A 16,472-nucleotide genomic window follows, 5' to 3' on the forward strand; every position below is an offset into this window, starting at 1 on the left:
GCAATATGATGCAGAAGCCATTAGATTCTAGAAAACCTAGCCCGCGGCCGATTGAGAAAAAGCCGAAAGGGCTCGAACAATCCTGGTTTGCCGATTTTCTGTTGCTCGGTGTCTTTCTAGGCGTGCTCTTTCTCGGACTGGCCACGTATTGGTTCGGTCAAGATCGGGAAGTGTCGGTGCTAGAAGGGCGTGAACTGGCGCAACAACCGGAAGCCTCGGTCAGTGCCGTGCGGGATGGTTCGTATATGGAGGAGTTTGAAAGCTACTCGAGCGACCAAGTGTTCCAACGTGACCGTTGGATGGGTCTGCAGGCGGGCTTCCAAAAGAACGTCTTCCAACAAAAAATCAATAACGGGGTGCTCGCCCTCGACAATGGCGTGCTCATCGGTCCGGATGAGCCCGTACGCGGGTTCGATAACATGAAGCGTCTGTTCCCTGAGTTCGGGGCCACGATGCAAGAACAGGATGTCCCGGTCTACTTCGCGTCCGCGCCGAGTAAGCCGGTCCATGCGGCGCAAAACGAGATGATTCCGGACTACGTCATCAGCGGCGACTTAGAGAGCCGCGGTAATCTTCATGACGCGGTCGAAGGAGCCGACTTTGAGCTCATCGACCTCGGGGAGACACTCTTTGAGCAGCCGATGGAAGACATCTATTTCTATAACGATCACCATTGGAACGTCCAAGGGGCCTTCCTTGGGTATCAGCAAATCATCGAACGGCTCCAACAAGACTATGAGGACATCCCGAAATTAGAGGCGTCCGACATGGAGACGTTCAAAATCGATCAGCCTTACTACGGCTCTTACGCGCGTGAGATTTCCCTCCCGTATGTCGAGAAGCTCGACTACTTGGAATGGATGGAACCGAAAGACGGTTTCACGACCGAGGTATGCCGGAACGGGGATGATTGCGGTCATTCGGTCATCGCCCGCGAGGAAGCGGAAGAGACGAACCGATTCGCTGATTTCTATAAAGTGTTCATGAAAGACAACTATGGACAGTTGCGCATCGAGCAGAAAGATCCGGTCAATGACTTGCACGTGCTCGTCTTGAAGGATTCGTACGCCAACCCGGTGCTCGGCTTCCTCGGGGAGTCATTCGGGACGGTATCGGCGATTGACGTCCGCTACGCGGAAGGCAAAGTCGATATCACGGACTACGTCGAAGAGAACGATGTCGACCTCGTCTTGTTCATGCATAACGATCGCATCTCCGGGATGTCTGGGGATTATGAAGATTCGTTTTAACGTTGTACAGCCACTCCATTTATGAAAGGAAAGAATTGAATGAGGATTTTGTTACCTGTCTTTTTCCACTCGGCGATGGGTGGGCTGCACTTACACATTTTAGCGTCGGTACGCCATTTACGAAACAATGGGCACGACATCACGGTCGTCTCGAAGCCGGGGCCGTTCGCGGATGAAGTTCGTTCGCTCGGCGGGACCGTCATCGAAACGGATTATACGAACGAGAACGTCCAAGACGTGATCGAGCAGTTGATTGAACTGCCATTCGACGTCGTCTATGCGCACCCGTTCAACTCGCGTCAGCTCGGTGTAGCGGTCGCAGAAGCGAAAGATATCCCGTTCGTTCTCGTCATCCATGGCATGTATCATGACGACATTGACCAGTACCACACGAGTATCTCAAAAGTGATTGCCGTGTCTGACAAGATTGCGGAATATCTGGTTGAGCATTGTCCGGCAATCGCACCGAAAGTAGAAGTGATTTTAAACGGGGTATCGGACTTGTTCCAACCAAAAAAACCAGCGCGTCAAAAAGAACGTCTGGTGGGAATGTTCTCATCCCGGATTGACCCGGATAAGTTGTTCATCTTAGATGTCTTTTTAGACGGATTGAAAGATGAACGCGTTCAGCAGATGCCGATTGATTGGTATGTCATCGGGGACGGAACGCAGCGTGAGAAGTACGAGACCCGCTATAAAGAGACCGTCGAGGGGACAAACCAAAACATCAAATGGCTCGGCTGGCTTAGCCAAGAAGAGCTACCAGAGACCATGGGCGAGGCTGACTTCGTTATCGCCCCAGGTCGAGCAGCACTCGAAGCAATGGCTGTCGGAAAGCCAACGATTGCGGTTGGGAGTAAAGGCTATCACGGCTTGATTACCCCAGAGTCATGGCGTGACGCTGCTAAAATCAACTTCGGCGGTATCGGAAAGAAGTACGACGGCTATAAGAGCGGCTCGATTGGTGATGAAATCGAACGCTTACAGGATGAGACATATCGTGATAAACTCGCAGCATTCTCAGCCGAACTAGTTGACCAAGAGTTTAGAGACGTCGTACCGCAGACACGCCTCGAACAATTGCTTCAAGAAGTGATTGCACAAGGTGGACCAGAAATCGATGTGGAAGCGATGTATCCGTACAGCCGCTTCGAACAGCTCAACTATTACCGAGCTGCTCAACTGTTAGAAGGGAAGCTCGATAAGAAAGAAGCCCTTCGTAAACAAACGAAAGAAGAACGCGATCAAGCCCGGAAGAACACGAACCAAGTGAAACGTGACTTGATTGCGGCGAACCGTTCAAATCGTGACAAGGACAAACAAGTGAAAGCCCTTGAAGCTGCGGTAAACCAACTTGATTCTGAAAAAGAGCGTTTGGCTCAAGAAGTCGAGACGTTGAAGCAACAACTCGACAAAGCCAAATCACATCCGATTGGAAAGTTCTTTATGTAAGACGACTGAAACATATCCAGGACCGGTGGAAATTCCATCGGTCCTTTCTCGTCCCTCAATTCTAAAAAGATTGCTATAATCATGTCGAGGCAGGTGAGAGTGATGAAACGACGAACCGCCGACGGGACGTATCGGTACGTCCTCGTCCTCGGCGCCAAAGTGAATGGCATTCAACCGTCCCGTGCTTTGTTGCACCGGATTGAGGCGGCCGCTTCCTATGCGAAACGGTATCCGTACGTCGAACTGATTGCTAGCGGGGGACAAGGTCCAGATGAAGGGATGGCCGAAGCAGACGTCATTGCCCGGGAATTAATGGCCCGAGGGATTGACGAGACCCGCATCCATATCGAGGCGGAGTCGACGTCGACGGTGGAGAACTTTCAGTTGAGCCGCTCGATTTGGGACGGCGAGCCGGGGCTGACCATCGTCACGAACGACTTTCACGTCAGACGGGCCCGACTCGTCGGGCGGCTATATTTTGGGCTCTCGACCGACGCGCTTTACGCGAAGACGCCGACGGCCACGAAGCTGAAATACGTCGTCCGCGAACAGCTGGCGTACGTGAAACTGTTCATCAACTATATGCGTTGGAAATGGCGCCAATGACAAAAGGGACTTCATCGCGAAGTCCCTTTTTGATGTTATAACGTACCGATGATCATCCCACCGATGACGCCGACGATGACGAGCGCCCAAGGCGGCATCTTCCAATACGCGATCATGGCGAACAAGAAGGCGGCGAAGACGAAATCGACCACACCGTTGACGGTACTCGTGAAAATCGGCTGATAGAACGCGGCAATCAAAATCCCGACGACGGCGGCGTTGACCCCGATGAGTGCGCCCGCGACTTTCGGGTTGCGACGAAGCGCATCCCAAAACGGCAAGGCACCGAGAATCAACAGGAACGCCGGCAAGAAGATGGCGAGCGTCGCGAGCAGTCCGCCCGGCACACCATTGATGACCGTCCCGAGATAAGACGCGAACGTGAAGAGCGGTCCTGGAACGGCTTGGGCGGCCCCGTAACCGGCGAGGAACGCCTCTTCGCTCAAGAAACCGGTCGGCACGAGTTCACGCTCGAGGAGCGGTAAGACGACGTGACCGCCACCGAAGACGAGCGCCCCGGCCCGGTAAAAGCTGTCGAACATCGCAATCGATTGACTTTCAATCGTCTCACGCAAAATCGGCAAGATGACGAGCAACGCACCGAACAGACCGAGCAACGCCGCCCCGAGTCGTTTCGAGAGCGGGAATGAAGCTGACTTGACGTCGAGGTTTTGCGGTTTGAACAGCAAGAATCCGGCCAGACCGGCGAGCAAGATGACGAGCACCTGGCTGTAGGCGGTTTGCCATAACAACACGCCGGCGAGCGCGAAGAAGGCAATCGTGCGCGTCTTCGCATCGGGCGTCAATTTGCCGGCCATCCCGAGGATGGCGTGGGCGACGATGGCGACTGCGACGACTTTTAACCCATAGAGCCAACCCGCGTCCGAGACGTCGAGTCCCGAGACGAGCAAGGCGAATAAGATGAGGGCGATGACGGACGGTGATGTGAAGCCGATGAACGACGTGATTCCACCGAGAATCCCGCCTCGGACGATGCCAATCCCAATCCCGACCTGACTACTGGCCGGTCCAGGCAAGAACTGACAGAGGGCGACGAGGTCGGCATAGGCGCGTTCGTCCATCCATTTACGGCGACGGACGTACTCCTCATGGAAATAGCCGAGGTGGGCGACCGGTCCGCCGAACGACGTCAAGCCGAGCCGGGTCGAGACGAATAAAATCTCTAGTAACGTCTTGAACGTTACACGTTGGTTAGACATGTGATTCACTCCTTGATCTCTTTAAATAGTTCGTACGCTTTTTGACGGGCTTCCGCCAAGACGACGAGACCTTTTTCGGTCGTCGTATAGTTTTTCCGGATATGGCCTCCGACGAGCTCATTTGTCCGGATGAGCAGGCCATCCTGCTCCATTGTGTGTAAAATCGGGTAGAGCGTGCCGGCACTGATTGAGTAGCCGTGCTCCCGAAGTTCTTCGACCATCCACGCGCCATATACCGGATGTTCGGCCGCATGGTGCAAGATGTGAATATGAATGAAGCCGAGGAACAGTTTGCGAAGGACGCGGTCTTCCACGTTCATCATCTCCTTGAAATCGATTTTCGATATCGGATACCGAAATCAGTGTAACAACCTACAAAAAATTATGCAACCGTCGGACGTGTACCTTTACAAAAACGTAATGTAACCGATTCACAAGAATCGATTCGGCAAATATAGGGAATTCATAAAAAATGAGGTAAACTGAATAATAGAAGTAAGCAGAGGAGGAACCGACGTGGCAGACCTAGACCAAACCAAATTCCAATCCTTGTTGCGCCATATGCCCCAAGGCTACGTCGAATTTAAAGTGCTCTACGATGAGGTGGGGGAGCCCGTCGATTACGAGTTCAATGAAGTGAACGAGGCGTTCGAACGCATTATGAAAGCGAAGCGCGAACAGTTTCTCGGGGGACGCATCACCGATAAGCTGAAAGATTTTGAATACAGCGAGCGGGAGTGGATTGTCCAAGTCGCGCGGGCCGTCGATAGTGGTGAGACGATCACGTTCGAACACTTCTCGCGCCGCAACAAGGCCTGGTATGAGCTGTCCGTATTCAGTGAACGTCCGGGCTACGTGTCGACGTTGTTCCATGACATCACGCCTCACGTCCAAGAGAACAACGCGCTGAAGCAACTTGTTAACGTGTCGCATCGGTTCGTCACGACCGGACGCGAACTGTTGATGAACCAACATTTCCTCGATCAGATTCGTGGCTTCACCGGGGCCAAGGCCGTGACGCTCAATTTGATGGACGATGACGGCAAGACGTATTCGACCGTGGCGCTGTCAGGGATGGATGAGCTGCTCGAACGAAGTCTCGATGTGCTCGGCTTCCATCCGGTCGGCAAGAAATGGCCGATCAGTGCCAAACGGAAAGTGCTACTCGAAGCACCGAGTCCTATCGTGTTCGACGACATCATGCCAATCATCGACGGGATGTTGCCGAGACGGTTGATTAAAAACATATTGCGCATCTTCGACCTCGGGCAAGTCATCCTTTTCAAAATTGAGAAGGATGGGGTCTTTTACGGGGATTTGACGATTGTCATGGAGAAACACAAACAGGCTAGCCGGCTCGGTCTCGTGGAATTATATATCGTCCACATTCTCGAACAGATGACAAAAGCGGACCAACAGATTGGTGAGACAAAAGAATCGATGTTCGAAGGATTCGCCAACGTCGATTTGGAATGCATCATGTCGTTGAAAACACACGAAATCTTCCACTTGAATGTAGCGTGGGAGCGCGTTCTTGGTTTTCCGCTCGAGGAACTGGAAAACATGGACTTCACCAGTCTCGTGCATCCTGAAGATGTCGACAAGACCGATGAAGCGTTCTCCTTGCTTGAGAAAGGGGAAGAGATTTATCGCTTCGTCAACCGTTACCGCACCATCGATGGGGACTATCGCTCGATTGAATGGCACTCAAAAGTACAGGGCAATTATATCTATGCCGTCGCAAAAGACGTGACGGAGCGGGTTCAGCTCGAGGAAGAACTGGCCGAGCGGGACCGCCTGCTGACGAAACTGTCGGATCAAGTGCCTGGTGCCATCTATCAATTCGAGCGCCTGCCGGATGGTAGTTTCAACTTCCCGTTCTTTAGCCGGGGGTTTGAGGATTTGACGGGCATCACGCTCGAACAGATGAAACAAGATACGAGCCTCGTCTTCTCAAAAATTCATCCGGATGACTATCCGCATGTGATGGCGAGCATCGAGGCGTCGTATGAGAACTTGACGATATGGGACGCGGAGTTCCGTGTCATCACGCCGGATGGCGGAACGACATGGATTTTGGGGTCGTCGCGTCCTGAGAAGCTCGACGAAGGGCACGTCCTCTGGCACGGCTATATCGGCGACGTGACCGAGAAGAAGAAATATGAGATGGAAATCGAATATTTGAGTTATCACGACCAATTGACCGGCGTGAAGAACCGCCGTTATTTCGATGAGGCGCTCATCACATACGACGAGCCTTGCTATTATCCGCTCGCCTTGATTGTTGTCGACATCAACGGTTTGAAGCTGACGAATGATGCGTTCGGCCATCTGATTGGAGACCGCTTATTGATTGAGGCGACGATGATGCTAAAACGTGAGATTCGCGGCAAGGACACGGTCGCCCGGATCGGTGGGGATGAGTTCGTGATCATCCTCCCGAATACGACATTGGAGGAAGCGAAGCGGTTGTCCGATAACTTGAGCCAGCAGTTCTTGGCCAAATCAATTGAAGGATTGCCAATCTCGGCGTCGTTTGGAGAAGCGGTGAAGCATGACGATTCCCTTTCCGTTGTCGAAGTGTTCAACTTGGCCGAGGACCGGATGTACCATCATAAAGTATCCGAGAAGCAGAGCCGACGACATTATTCGATTCAACTCATCATGCGGACGCTCTATGAGAAAATCCCACGTGAAGAAGCCCACTCGCAGCGTGTCGCCGAGCTGTCACGACAACTCGGGCAGGCGATGAACTTCACGAGCGCTGAAGTGAACGAACTCGTCACGGCCGCGACGCTTCACGACATCGGCAAGGTCGCCATCAGCAATGAGATTTTAGACAAGACCGGGGCGTTGACCGATGCCGAGTGGCGCGAAATCAAACGTCATCCTGAAGTGAGCTATAACATTTTGAGCACGGTACCGGAATACGGACCGCTGTCCGAGATTGTACTCGCCCACCATGAACGTTGGGACGGGAACGGTTATCCGAAAGGGATCAGCGGCGAACAGATTCCGCTCGCGGCCCGGATTATCTCGATTGCGGACACGTTCGACGTGATGGTGACGGGACGCCCATACCGGAAAGCAAAGACGCTCGATGAAGCGCTCGCGGTCATCGAAGAAGAAGCGGGTCGGCAGTTCGACCCTGAACTCGTCGAGGTGTTCTTCAAGAAGGTCGTGCCGACGTTGCAGCGGTGAATACAAAGCAAGGCGAGATGCTTATACTGAGCATCTCGCCTTGCTTATTTGTCTGTCTTTCGTGACAGCCACAGTTCTTTTAAGTTCAAACCATCATTTTTGAGGCCATTGGATAGGGTGTGTGGAAACAGATTAACAATGACGAATAAATACGACGTCGTCACGAAAGCGGACGTGAATACACCTGCAAACCATTCTGGATATAGAAGGGCGAACGCCCAAACAAGGGAGCCAGTGACCAGGTTAGCCAAAACCCCGCCTGAAATGAGGAGAAGACGTTGTCCCCACTTTAGTTGTATATGTTTGTAGGAGTACCGACCTAGCCAGAATTTCTGAGGTGACCAATGCACATGACCGATGGAAAAGACCGGCTTTCCTTCCCCGATGTAAATGCCAATCATGTGTGTCCCCACGAGTCGACCTGCGCAGGCGTGACCGTATTCGTGAATGAGTAGAACAGGCAAATGCATAAACAACATAATCAAAGGAAACCAATCTTGAAGCATATGATAACCCCTTTAGTATTTTTTTACAGTTTAGCATTAAAGGTAAAATTTAACAAACATATTCAAAGGGGTTTCGCATTGGATTAAGTGAGCGGTCGTTTCTTCAACGCCCAGGCGATGACGAGGAAGACGACGAGCGCCATCCCGAGCAACATGAGGATTGAATTGAGCGGGAAACGGTCCTCATACATCTGGGCGACCCCGTAGTTGAACCAATATGTCGGCAAGAAGCGTCCGACGGCTTGAAGCGTCTCCGGAAGCCACGTCAGACTGATGAAGGCGCCGCCAGTGATGGCCGCCGCCATCGTCACGGACGTCTGCCAAATGTTCGCTTTCTCCCGATTCGTCGCGAGAATGGCGATGAGCGACCCGATGGCGAGACAGACGAACAGATAGACGATGAACAATAACGTCAGGACAGGCAGATGAGCCAGAATATCTTGTCGGTACAGCACGGCGCTGAAGGCGAGTAGCATGAGCACATAAATCAGTCCGACCGCACAGAACGACACGAACAACGAACCGATGTAACGCCGTGGCGTGACCGGGGCGGCGAACAGGCGCGAGTAAATCTTCTCATCCCGGTCGTCGGCGACGAACAACGGGATGAACTGGAGAAAGGCCGACATCATGACGAACGATAAGAGACCGAGGAACGCCTGCGTCCGCGCCGTCGTCGCCACGCTCTGTTGGAACGGTTCACTCGAGAGCGTATAGCCGTTCTCCGTCTCACGCTCGGCCAGCTCGTTGAACCGTTCTTCGTCAAAATCACTTGCGAGCAGTAACTGCCGCTCGCGCGACAGGTGCGAGTTGAGCGCTTGCTCGATTAACGCGGCGTCACTTCCTTCAGTCGCGCTGAACGAGAGACGCGGCGTCTCCCCATTCAAGAGCGCCTCGGTGAATCCGTCCGGTATCGTCAAGACGATGTCTTGTCCTTGGAGTAAAGCCTCATCGGTCTCATCCGTATTGAGCGGTGTCACTTCGCCGAAACGTCCGGCTTCTTCAATGACACGACCGGCGAGTGTCCCGCCATCGCGGTCAAGGATGCCGATGGAAGCGTTCAACGCCGATGTCGAGCTGAGAAACGAGAGAATCAAGGCGAAACCGAACACGGAGACGAACGTGAACACCCACAGCCCTTTTTTTCGAAGCATGCGCTTGGCGACATGTCTAAATAGCACCACGGCGGTTCACCCCTTTCCAAAGCAACAGACTGAGGACGGCGAACACGAGGAGATGCAAGGCGAGCCAACCGAGGCTCTGCCAAAACACGGCTGGATCTCCGCCGCGCAGGAGCACCTGGAGTATGCCTTCCCGCATGAAAATCGGCATGAAGACGTACTGGGCCCATGGTGCCACGCTCAGCGTCACTTGATCGAAACCAGGGACGTAACCGCCGGAGAGAATCATGATGATGGCGACGAACCCGTTGACGATCGCGTCTTTCGTACTGCGCGAGAGACGAGGCAGGCTCGACACGAGAAAGCCGAACGCGGTGCCGTATAAGGCAAGGGCGAGCCAAGCGATGAACAAGAGTCCGAAATGGACATAGTCGAGTGAGAAGCTACGATACACAAAGTGACTGAACCAAAACACGAGTACGAGTTGCAGGAAGATAAGGGTGTATCGGCTCAGGCTGCGGGCCAGGCGATACTCGATCCGTTTGACCGGAGCGGCCTGAATGCGGAGATAACTCCCGGTCATCGGCTGTTCCTCGCTGAGCATGCCGGTAATATAAAACGCACCGAACAGCGCCGTCATGATGGAAATCGTGACGGTGAAGTATTCGAGTGACGTCGGGGTCCGGCCCGACAAATCGATGCTCTCGCTATCGATGAACGTTTCGCTCTCGAACGGGGCGGAGACGCCTGCCTCGGCGAGCATAATCTGCTGATTGGCGACGTCCGTATATTGCCGGAGGATGGCCTCGATGACGTCGAACTCGATTGTCGACGGTTCCTCGTATAGCAGACGGACATCGGGACCGTCCAAATGAAGGATGACATCGGTGTCGCCATCGTTCACGCCGGTTTCAGCAGCGGCGATACTATCGTACGGGACGAGATTGATGAATGCTTTGATATCATCGTCGGCGAGGAACGACTCGAGCGGCACCCGATAATCATCCGTCGACTGTTCGACGTAGGCGACATCCGTGACCGGAAGCGAAAAATTGCTATTGAAGATGGCCGATAGCATCGTCCCGAGCCCGAAGATAAGGATGATTGGGAAGATGAGCATCCAAAACAGGGTCGAGCGGTCGCGCAGTTGCTGTTTGACATCATATTTGATGAACGTCCATAGTTTCATCGTCATCACTCCCTAAGTGTCTTACCGGTCAGGGCCAGGAAGACGGTATTCAAGGACGGACGGTCGACCGTGATCGAGGTGAAGCGGACCCGCTCGTCATGAAGCACATCCAGCAGCGGGGCGAGCGGCGTATCTTTCTCGAGCGACACGTCGAGGAACGGTTCCTCGTACTCGACTTTCTTCACGCGTTCGAGTGATTCGAGTCGTTCCAAGAGGCTCGGGGTGAGGGCGTCGACTTTGATGCGGGCCGTCTCAAGCGTCATGACTTGGTCTTTCAGCTCGTCTTGCGTCCCCTCGGCGATAATCCGTCCCTCATCGACGATGGCGACACGGTCGCACAGCATCTCGACTTCCTCCATATAATGGGACGTGTAGATGATGGTCGCCCCACGTCGATTCAACTCGCGGATATTCTCGAGGATGGTATTGCGTGACTGCGGGTCGATGGCGACGGTCGGCTCATCCATGAAGATGAGTTCTGGTTCATGCACGATGCCGCAGGCGATGTTAAGACGACGAAGGAGCCCCCCGGACAGTTCCGGCGGACGTTTCTTTTGGTGTGGCGTGAGTTCAACGAAGTCGAGGGCGGCCACGGTCTTTTGTTTGGCCTCGGCCGGTTTGAACCCATACAGCTCGGCGAAAAATTGAATGTTCTCGAACACCGTCAGTTGGTCGTACACGGAGACATGCTGCGGGACGATACCGACGCGTCGTTTAATCGTCTGCTCGTCTTTTGGCATCGAGTGGTCAAAAATTCGAATGGTGCCGCTGTCGGCGGGATATAAGTTCAGCATGACAGAAATGGCGGTCGTTTTCCCGGCCCCGTTCGGTCCGAGTAAGCCGAACAACTCGCCGGCCTCGACGTGAAGTGAAAAGTCGTTCAAGGCAATCGTCTCACCGAACCGTTTGGTGACGTGGTCGAGCGCGATGATAGACACGTGGACGCAACTCCTTTCAAATGAGGAACGTGAAAAAGCATACAATGTTTTGTTCCCGTTTGCAGGAACTTCCGAACCCGATGCCGAATGAATTATAATAGTCGAATTATTCAGACAATTAATGGAAGTTGAAGTGAGGGATCGCGATGAAAGGGTGGCAGTTCAATAAAGAAGAGTCGAGCGAGAAGTTTCCGGACGAGATGGCGTGGGCGTTATTTTGCACCGTCGAGCCGAAGCGAATGGATACGACACTCCCGTTTTATTATGACGAGTCGGTGTTCCGTTTCTCGAACGGGACAGAGTCATTTTATTTTAAAATCTCCCCGAGCTATCACGAGTTTGAGGTGAACGTCAAAGACGCGACGGGCGAGTTGCTGTACTATCAGCTGTTGCGAACGGTCGGGAAAGTCGAGGTGCTCGAGGATCGGCGCGACCACGGCGAACTGTTGATTGTCATGAACGAGGACCGGAACCGCACGGTGACCACGATCGAGTTGACCGTGCGACCGCGTTTCCGGGTACTCGTCAAAGAGCACTATGTTTGAGTTTTCCTCAGAGTGGTACATCAATTAGACAGCATGTACAACGAGGAGGAGATTTACATGAAAGACGGACTTAACAAAAAAGTTGATGGTTTGATTGATAAAGCGGCAGGCAAAGCGAAAGAAGCGGTCGGCAAAGCGACGGACAACCAATCGCTCAAGCGTGAAGGCCAGAAAGATCAAGTGAAGGGGACGGCCAAAGAGAAGACCGGCCAAGCCCAACAAAACCTCGAAAGCCTGAAAGACGAACGCCGCTAATACAAAACGGGAAGTCGCGACAACTGCGACTTCCCGTTTTTTCATTTCGTCAAAAAGACTTGGACGTGAATCGTCGATCCTTGCGCGTTCTTGGCGGCACCGACACCGAGATGCGTGAAGTTTCCGTTCAAGATGTTGGCGCGGTGGCCGCTCGAGTTCATCCAGGCGTTCACGGCTTGTGCCGGATCGCTCGACCCCATATAGATGTTCTCGCCCCAACCGCGATAGCTGACGTCGTAGGCGTCGAGTGTGTCACCTGGGCTCCCGTTCTCACGGAGCTGATGCGAGAACTGGCCCGTCCGTGCCATCTCGTCGGCCCGGACTTGGGCGACGCGGTTCGCCTCGCTCGACGCGGCGAGCGCCGATAAGCCAGCCGTCTGACGTTCTTCGTTCGTCTCGGCCAAGATGCCACTGGCCGGTGTTTTGAACGTGATATGTTTTGCCAAAATATATCCAGTCTTCGTGCCGACGTTCACTTTATACCAACGCGTCGTGCCTGTGTACCGGTACGAGATCGTCTCGAGCTTCATCCCTTGGCGCAAGAACACGACGTTCGATGAGGTCGTGAGCGGACGCGACTTTAAGTAGACGCTCGATGGGGCGACGTACGTCGTCTTCGTGAACGCGACTTCGGCTGTCGATAGCTTGACATATGTGGCTGGGACGTACCCGTAACCCGTGCCCCATTGGATTTTGTACCAGCGAGTCCCGTTCGTCGTGAATGACGTCCGGACCATCATCGTGCCGTCCCGAACAATTTTACCGACACTTGTCGCTGAGCTTGACGGTGTTTTGCGGACGTTGATTTGGCTGATTCCCGTAACGGAACCTTTCGTGTTGACGGCGGTCTCACGATACGAGGCTTCGACCGTGATCGGATTGACGGTGAGCGGAGTGGTCGACGGGGTAAATGTAAACGCAGTTGCAAGGGCGGCAGCGAGCAAGACTGAGGCAGATTTTTTCAAAATGGGAAGCTCCTTTTTCGATAATATAACCATATAATATATTGAATAGGGCGATAGTGAGTATTACCATTTGATTACAAAAAGAGGCAGACTCCGTGGAGCCTGCCTGGTCCTTATTTATACAGTAAATACTCTTTCCGAATCGGCAAGAACGCATCACGCTCGGCATCGACTTTCGTCATAATCGCCTCGAGCGACTCGCCGGCGAGAATCATATCTTTCACATAGGCGTTCCCGGTCAGCTTCGTGATGAAGTCATTGGCGAGGAACTCGAAGTCGTCCGGATACAGGTCGTGCGCCGTCTTCACCATGGCGATGCCGGTCTTGACCGCTTCGAACTTCGTTGGCTCCGTGACGTACACTTCGACGCCGTGCGACAGTTTGCCCGCGTTCTTCGAGAACGTCGGTGTGAACGAGGCGGCGCGGAATGTGACACCCGGAAGTTCGAGCTCGTTCAACGTCTTGGCATAGTCATGCGCCTTCACATACGGAGCACCAATCAATTGGAACGGTTTCGTCGTGCCGCGTCCTTCCGACAGGTTCGTCCCTTCGAACAGACCGGTCGCCGGATAGACATTGACCGTGTCCGTCGTCGGCATATTCGGTGACGGCATGACGAACGGGAGTCCCGTATCTTCGTAAAGCATCGAGCGCTTCCAGCCCTTCATCTTGACGACTTCGAGGTCGGCTTGAATCTGGTATTCCGTGTTGAACAAGCGGGCGAGCTCACCGACGGTCATGCCATGCTTGAGCGGGATCGGATAGAGGCCGATAAAGCTCGAATAGGCCGGGTCGAGCACGGGCCCTTCGACGCGGAGGCCGCCTTGCGGGTTCGGTCGGTCGAGGACGACGAACGGGATATCGTTCTCGGCTGCGGCTTCCATCGCATATGCCATCGTATAGATATACGTATAGAAGCGTGTACCGACGTCTTGAATGTCGAAGACGAGCACATCGACGTCTTTGAGCATTTCGGCCGTCGGTTTTTTCGTCGCCCCATACAGACTATAGACCGGGAGTCCCGTCACTTCGTCGATATAGGAACTGATTGTCGATCCGGCTTGCGCATCACCGCGGACACCGTGTTCCGGTCCGTACAGTGCCGTCAATTCGAAATCATCGGCGTTGTGGAACAAGTCGACGATACTTGTCATGTTGGCATCAATTCCGGTCGGGTTTGTGATCAAACCGACGCGTTTGCCAGACAAGATATCGGGGTTGTCCATCAACCGGTCGACCCCGAGCTCGACTTTCGGTTTCTTCGGCCCTGACTTGGCATCGGCATCGAGTAACATGACAGATGACGTGACGAGTGTGAGAGCGGCGAGGCCGCCAATCCATTTCTTCATAACAGTTCCTCCTCTGTAAATGTAAGCGCTTTACTACTTACTGGAAAGTGTACCATTTTGTATTTTTAATTCAATATAAAGTAACTAAAATAGGAAATTTTATTTCTGCATTTGATTCGTTGTACCTAAAAAGCCATCAGATTTCTCTGATGGCTAGATGCTTATCGTACGGCGAGAGCTTTCCATCCCGTCGCGCCCATGACAGAGCTGACTTGGCTTTTCGGGATGACGAGGCGGCCGCGGTACGGGTCGTTGATGTAGAGGTTGTTCTTATCATAGCCCGTCGCGAGCATGACATGATAATTGACGAAACCGGTGAACTTTTTATTTGAAGCGGTGTACCAATTGAAGTAACCGTAAGGCTGTTTGAAGTCGACGCTCGCCCAGACGATGACCGGGTTGCCGAGCGACAGCTCGCGCTCGATTGAAGCTAATCCTTGGCCGGACAAGTCTTTCACGGGACGATACTTGCTCGAGAAGTTAATCATGCCTTTCGGATAGATGCCGTAATTGCGATATTGGCTGAGTTTGCCTTTCGGGTCGCCTGTGAACATGACGTTCGGGTCGACCCAACGGTAGAGTCGGTTCTCGTAGCGGGCGTTCCACATACTTTTTGGCATCTCCCGGTACAGCGTCTCGGCGCTGACAACGCGTCCTTTTTTCTCGAGCGCCATCTTGAGCGAGAAGAACTCGCATCCGGACGGGTAGCCCATCTGGAATTGACGATAGAGCGGCACGCTCATCTTGTATGAAGACAGCGGGTTGCTATAGACACCGCGGGCGTCGAACGCGGCGTTGCCGATGCGTTTGTTCTTGTACATGACACCCGATGAATCGAAGAAATACCATTTGCTGTTGATGACTTGCCAGTCTGTCTTCTTCGTCAGAGTGGGCGCGTAATACTCGTATTGCGTCGTATACTTCCAACCGGTCTCGCGGACGCCGGTCGAGTGGAAGTGGTAGTAGTGGCTCCCGACCTTATGTTTTCCTTGTAGGCGATAGCCATAGACGGGATGGAACCCGTATACTTTCCCGTCAATCGTCTGCAGACCGTAACGACGTTTTCCGTCCGACCCGAAATAATAATAGCGGGCGGCGACTTTTTGGACGCCGGCCAACCGATAGCCGTACGTCTCATGGAAGCCGTAAACGGTCGTCCCAATCTTTTTCAAGCCGTGCTGGCGTACACCGCTTGTCCCGAAGTAGTAGTGACGTGTCCCGACCTGTTGCCAGCCGGTGGCGACGCGTCCGTCTTTCAAGAGCAAGTATTTCTTGCCGTTAATCGTGTACATGCCCGACCGGATCGTTCCGTTTTCGAATATGTAATGCTTCACGCCGTTGACGGTTTGCCAACCGCTCAACCGTTTCCCTTCAAGAGAGAACAAGTAGCGTTTCCCGTCCACGGTCAAAAAGCCGATCGCCTTGACGCCGTTCGATTTGAAGTAATAGAGACCGTCCGTGAGTTGTTGCCAGCCTTTCAGCTGCTTCCCGTCGGCGGCGAACAAATAGGTCGCCCCGTCAATCGAATAGCGCCCGGTGACAAGCACGCCGTCCGTTTCAAAATAATATGTAGCGCCATCGATGGCTTGCCAACCGATGGCCATCGTCCCATCTGCTGCGAAATAATAGGTCTTGCTGTCAATCACTTGCCAGCCGGTCAGCACCGTGCCGTCTTCTGTCGTATAAACCGTTCCCGTTGCCGTCGTTTGAAACCCGGCCGCGGCATAGGCGTGGTCTGCGCTCATGATGATGCTCATACTCACGGCCAATCCGGCTACTACATGACTCCACTTCATAGGCGTTCCTCCGCAATCATTTTGCAAAATTGGTATTATTTTGTAAATTAAGTATACATGAGAAAAGCCGCCCTGACTC

General features: G+C 53.3%; 15 protein-coding genes. 6 read left to right on the top strand and 9 right to left on the bottom strand.

Annotated elements, in window-relative coordinates:
- The first annotated feature begins 8 nt into the window (after nt 1-8).
- The 3 genes from KNO58_RS01775 (at nt 9) to KNO58_RS01785 (ending at nt 3,308) form a co-directional block, all read left to right on the top strand.
- Complete coding sequence (locus tag KNO58_RS01775; protein ID WP_214751582.1) at nt 9-1,250, top strand: DHHW family protein; 1,242 nt, start codon at nt 9-11, stop codon at nt 1,248-1,250.
- A gap of 39 nt (nt 1,251-1,289) precedes the next feature.
- Nucleotides 1,290-2,702 (top strand): glycosyltransferase, encoded by a 1,413-nt coding sequence (locus tag KNO58_RS01780; RefSeq protein WP_214751583.1) that lies wholly within the window; start codon nt 1,290-1,292, stop codon nt 2,700-2,702.
- Between the two features lie 102 nt (nt 2,703-2,804).
- Nucleotides 2,805-3,308: a YdcF family protein gene (locus KNO58_RS01785; RefSeq protein WP_214751585.1), complete on the top strand. Its 504-nt coding sequence runs from the start codon at nt 2,805-2,807 to the stop codon at nt 3,306-3,308.
- Nucleotides 3,309-3,343: 35 nt separating this feature from the next.
- Here KNO58_RS01785 and chrA read toward each other — a convergent pair whose 3' ends face one another.
- Both chrA and KNO58_RS01795 read right to left on the bottom strand, forming a co-directional pair.
- Nucleotides 3,344-4,528, bottom strand: a complete 1,185-nt coding sequence (gene chrA, locus KNO58_RS01790) for a chromate efflux transporter (RefSeq protein ID WP_214751586.1) — start codon at nt 4,526-4,528, stop codon at nt 3,344-3,346.
- 5 nt (nt 4,529-4,533) lie between these two features.
- Nucleotides 4,534-4,842 (bottom strand): PadR family transcriptional regulator, encoded by a 309-nt coding sequence (locus tag KNO58_RS01795; RefSeq protein ID WP_214751588.1) that lies wholly within the window; start codon nt 4,840-4,842, stop codon nt 4,534-4,536.
- Nucleotides 4,843-5,044: 202 nt separating this feature from the next.
- Here KNO58_RS01795 and KNO58_RS01800 point away from each other — a divergent pair, with 202 nt between their 5' ends.
- Entirely contained in the window at nt 5,045-7,729 is a 2,685-nt protein-coding gene (locus tag KNO58_RS01800; protein WP_260570831.1) for an HD domain-containing phosphohydrolase, read from the top strand.
- 44 nt (nt 7,730-7,773) lie between these two features.
- Here the strand turns inward: KNO58_RS01800 and KNO58_RS01805 are convergent, their stop codons facing one another.
- From KNO58_RS01805 to KNO58_RS01820, 4 genes are all read right to left on the bottom strand, one after another.
- The gene (locus KNO58_RS01805) at nt 7,774-8,235 is read right to left on the bottom strand and encodes a zinc metalloprotease (RefSeq protein ID WP_214751590.1); all 462 of its coding nucleotides are present in this window, start codon (nt 8,233-8,235) and stop codon (nt 7,774-7,776) included.
- 83 nt (nt 8,236-8,318) lie between these two features.
- On the bottom strand, nt 8,319-9,419 hold the full coding sequence (locus KNO58_RS01810; RefSeq protein WP_214751592.1) for an ABC transporter permease: 1,101 nt from the start codon (nt 9,417-9,419) through the stop codon (nt 8,319-8,321).
- The gene (locus KNO58_RS01815) at nt 9,406-10,545 is read right to left on the bottom strand and encodes an ABC transporter permease (RefSeq protein ID WP_251026015.1); all 1,140 of its coding nucleotides are present in this window, start codon (nt 10,543-10,545) and stop codon (nt 9,406-9,408) included. The genes KNO58_RS01810 and KNO58_RS01815 overlap by 14 nt, the downstream gene beginning before the upstream one ends.
- A 5-nt stretch (nt 10,546-10,550) precedes the next feature.
- Complete coding sequence (locus KNO58_RS01820) at nt 10,551-11,483, bottom strand: ABC transporter ATP-binding protein (RefSeq protein WP_214751596.1); 933 nt, start codon at nt 11,481-11,483, stop codon at nt 10,551-10,553.
- A gap of 146 nt (nt 11,484-11,629) precedes the next feature.
- Here KNO58_RS01820 and KNO58_RS01825 point away from each other — a divergent pair, with 146 nt between their 5' ends.
- Entirely contained in the window at nt 11,630-12,028 is a 399-nt protein-coding gene (locus KNO58_RS01825; RefSeq protein WP_214751599.1) for a hypothetical protein, read from the top strand.
- 57 nt (nt 12,029-12,085) lie between these two features.
- Complete coding sequence (locus KNO58_RS01830; protein WP_021066447.1) at nt 12,086-12,283, top strand: CsbD family protein; 198 nt, start codon at nt 12,086-12,088, stop codon at nt 12,281-12,283.
- Nucleotides 12,284-12,324: 41 nt separating this feature from the next.
- On the opposite strand, the gene KNO58_RS01835 is transcribed toward KNO58_RS01830, so the two are convergent.
- From KNO58_RS01835 to KNO58_RS01845, 3 genes are all read right to left on the bottom strand, one after another.
- Nucleotides 12,325-13,248, bottom strand: a complete 924-nt coding sequence (locus KNO58_RS01835) for a CAP domain-containing protein (RefSeq protein ID WP_214751601.1) — start codon at nt 13,246-13,248, stop codon at nt 12,325-12,327.
- Between the two features lie 113 nt (nt 13,249-13,361).
- The gene (locus KNO58_RS01840; protein ID WP_214751603.1) at nt 13,362-14,597 is read right to left on the bottom strand and encodes an exo-beta-N-acetylmuramidase NamZ family protein; all 1,236 of its coding nucleotides are present in this window, start codon (nt 14,595-14,597) and stop codon (nt 13,362-13,364) included.
- Between the two features lie 161 nt (nt 14,598-14,758).
- Nucleotides 14,759-16,393, bottom strand: coding sequence for a C39 family peptidase (locus KNO58_RS01845; RefSeq protein ID WP_214751605.1), 1,635 nt, complete (start codon nt 16,391-16,393; stop codon nt 14,759-14,761).
- Nucleotides 16,394-16,472 lie beyond the last annotated feature (79 nt).

Origin of the sequence: Exiguobacterium sp. J17977 (assembly GCF_018616375.1) — a bacterium.
GTDB classification, from domain to species: domain Bacteria; phylum Bacillota; class Bacilli; order Exiguobacteriales; family Exiguobacteriaceae; genus Exiguobacterium; species Exiguobacterium mexicanum.

Coding starts and splice junctions, on each gene's coding strand:
- chrA (WP_214751586.1), bottom strand. CDS start 4,528: ATGTCTAACCAACGTGTAACGTTCAAGACGTTACTAGAGATTTTATTC.
- KNO58_RS01780 (WP_214751583.1), top strand. CDS start 1,290: ATGAGGATTTTGTTACCTGTCTTTTTCCACTCGGCGATGGGTGGGCTG.
- KNO58_RS01785 (WP_214751585.1), top strand. CDS start 2,805: ATGAAACGACGAACCGCCGACGGGACGTATCGGTACGTCCTCGTCCTC.
- KNO58_RS01805 (WP_214751590.1), bottom strand. CDS start 8,235: ATGCTTCAAGATTGGTTTCCTTTGATTATGTTGTTTATGCATTTGCCT.
- KNO58_RS01825 (WP_214751599.1), top strand. CDS start 11,630: ATGAAAGGGTGGCAGTTCAATAAAGAAGAGTCGAGCGAGAAGTTTCCG.
- KNO58_RS01815 (WP_251026015.1), bottom strand. CDS start 10,545: ATGAAACTATGGACGTTCATCAAATATGATGTCAAACAGCAACTGCGC.
- KNO58_RS01775 (WP_214751582.1), top strand. CDS start 9: ATGCAGAAGCCATTAGATTCTAGAAAACCTAGCCCGCGGCCGATTGAG.
- KNO58_RS01830 (WP_021066447.1), top strand. CDS start 12,086: ATGAAAGACGGACTTAACAAAAAAGTTGATGGTTTGATTGATAAAGCG.
- KNO58_RS01840 (WP_214751603.1), bottom strand. CDS start 14,597: ATGAAGAAATGGATTGGCGGCCTCGCCGCTCTCACACTCGTCACGTCA.
- KNO58_RS01845 (WP_214751605.1), bottom strand. CDS start 16,393: ATGAAGTGGAGTCATGTAGTAGCCGGATTGGCCGTGAGTATGAGCATC.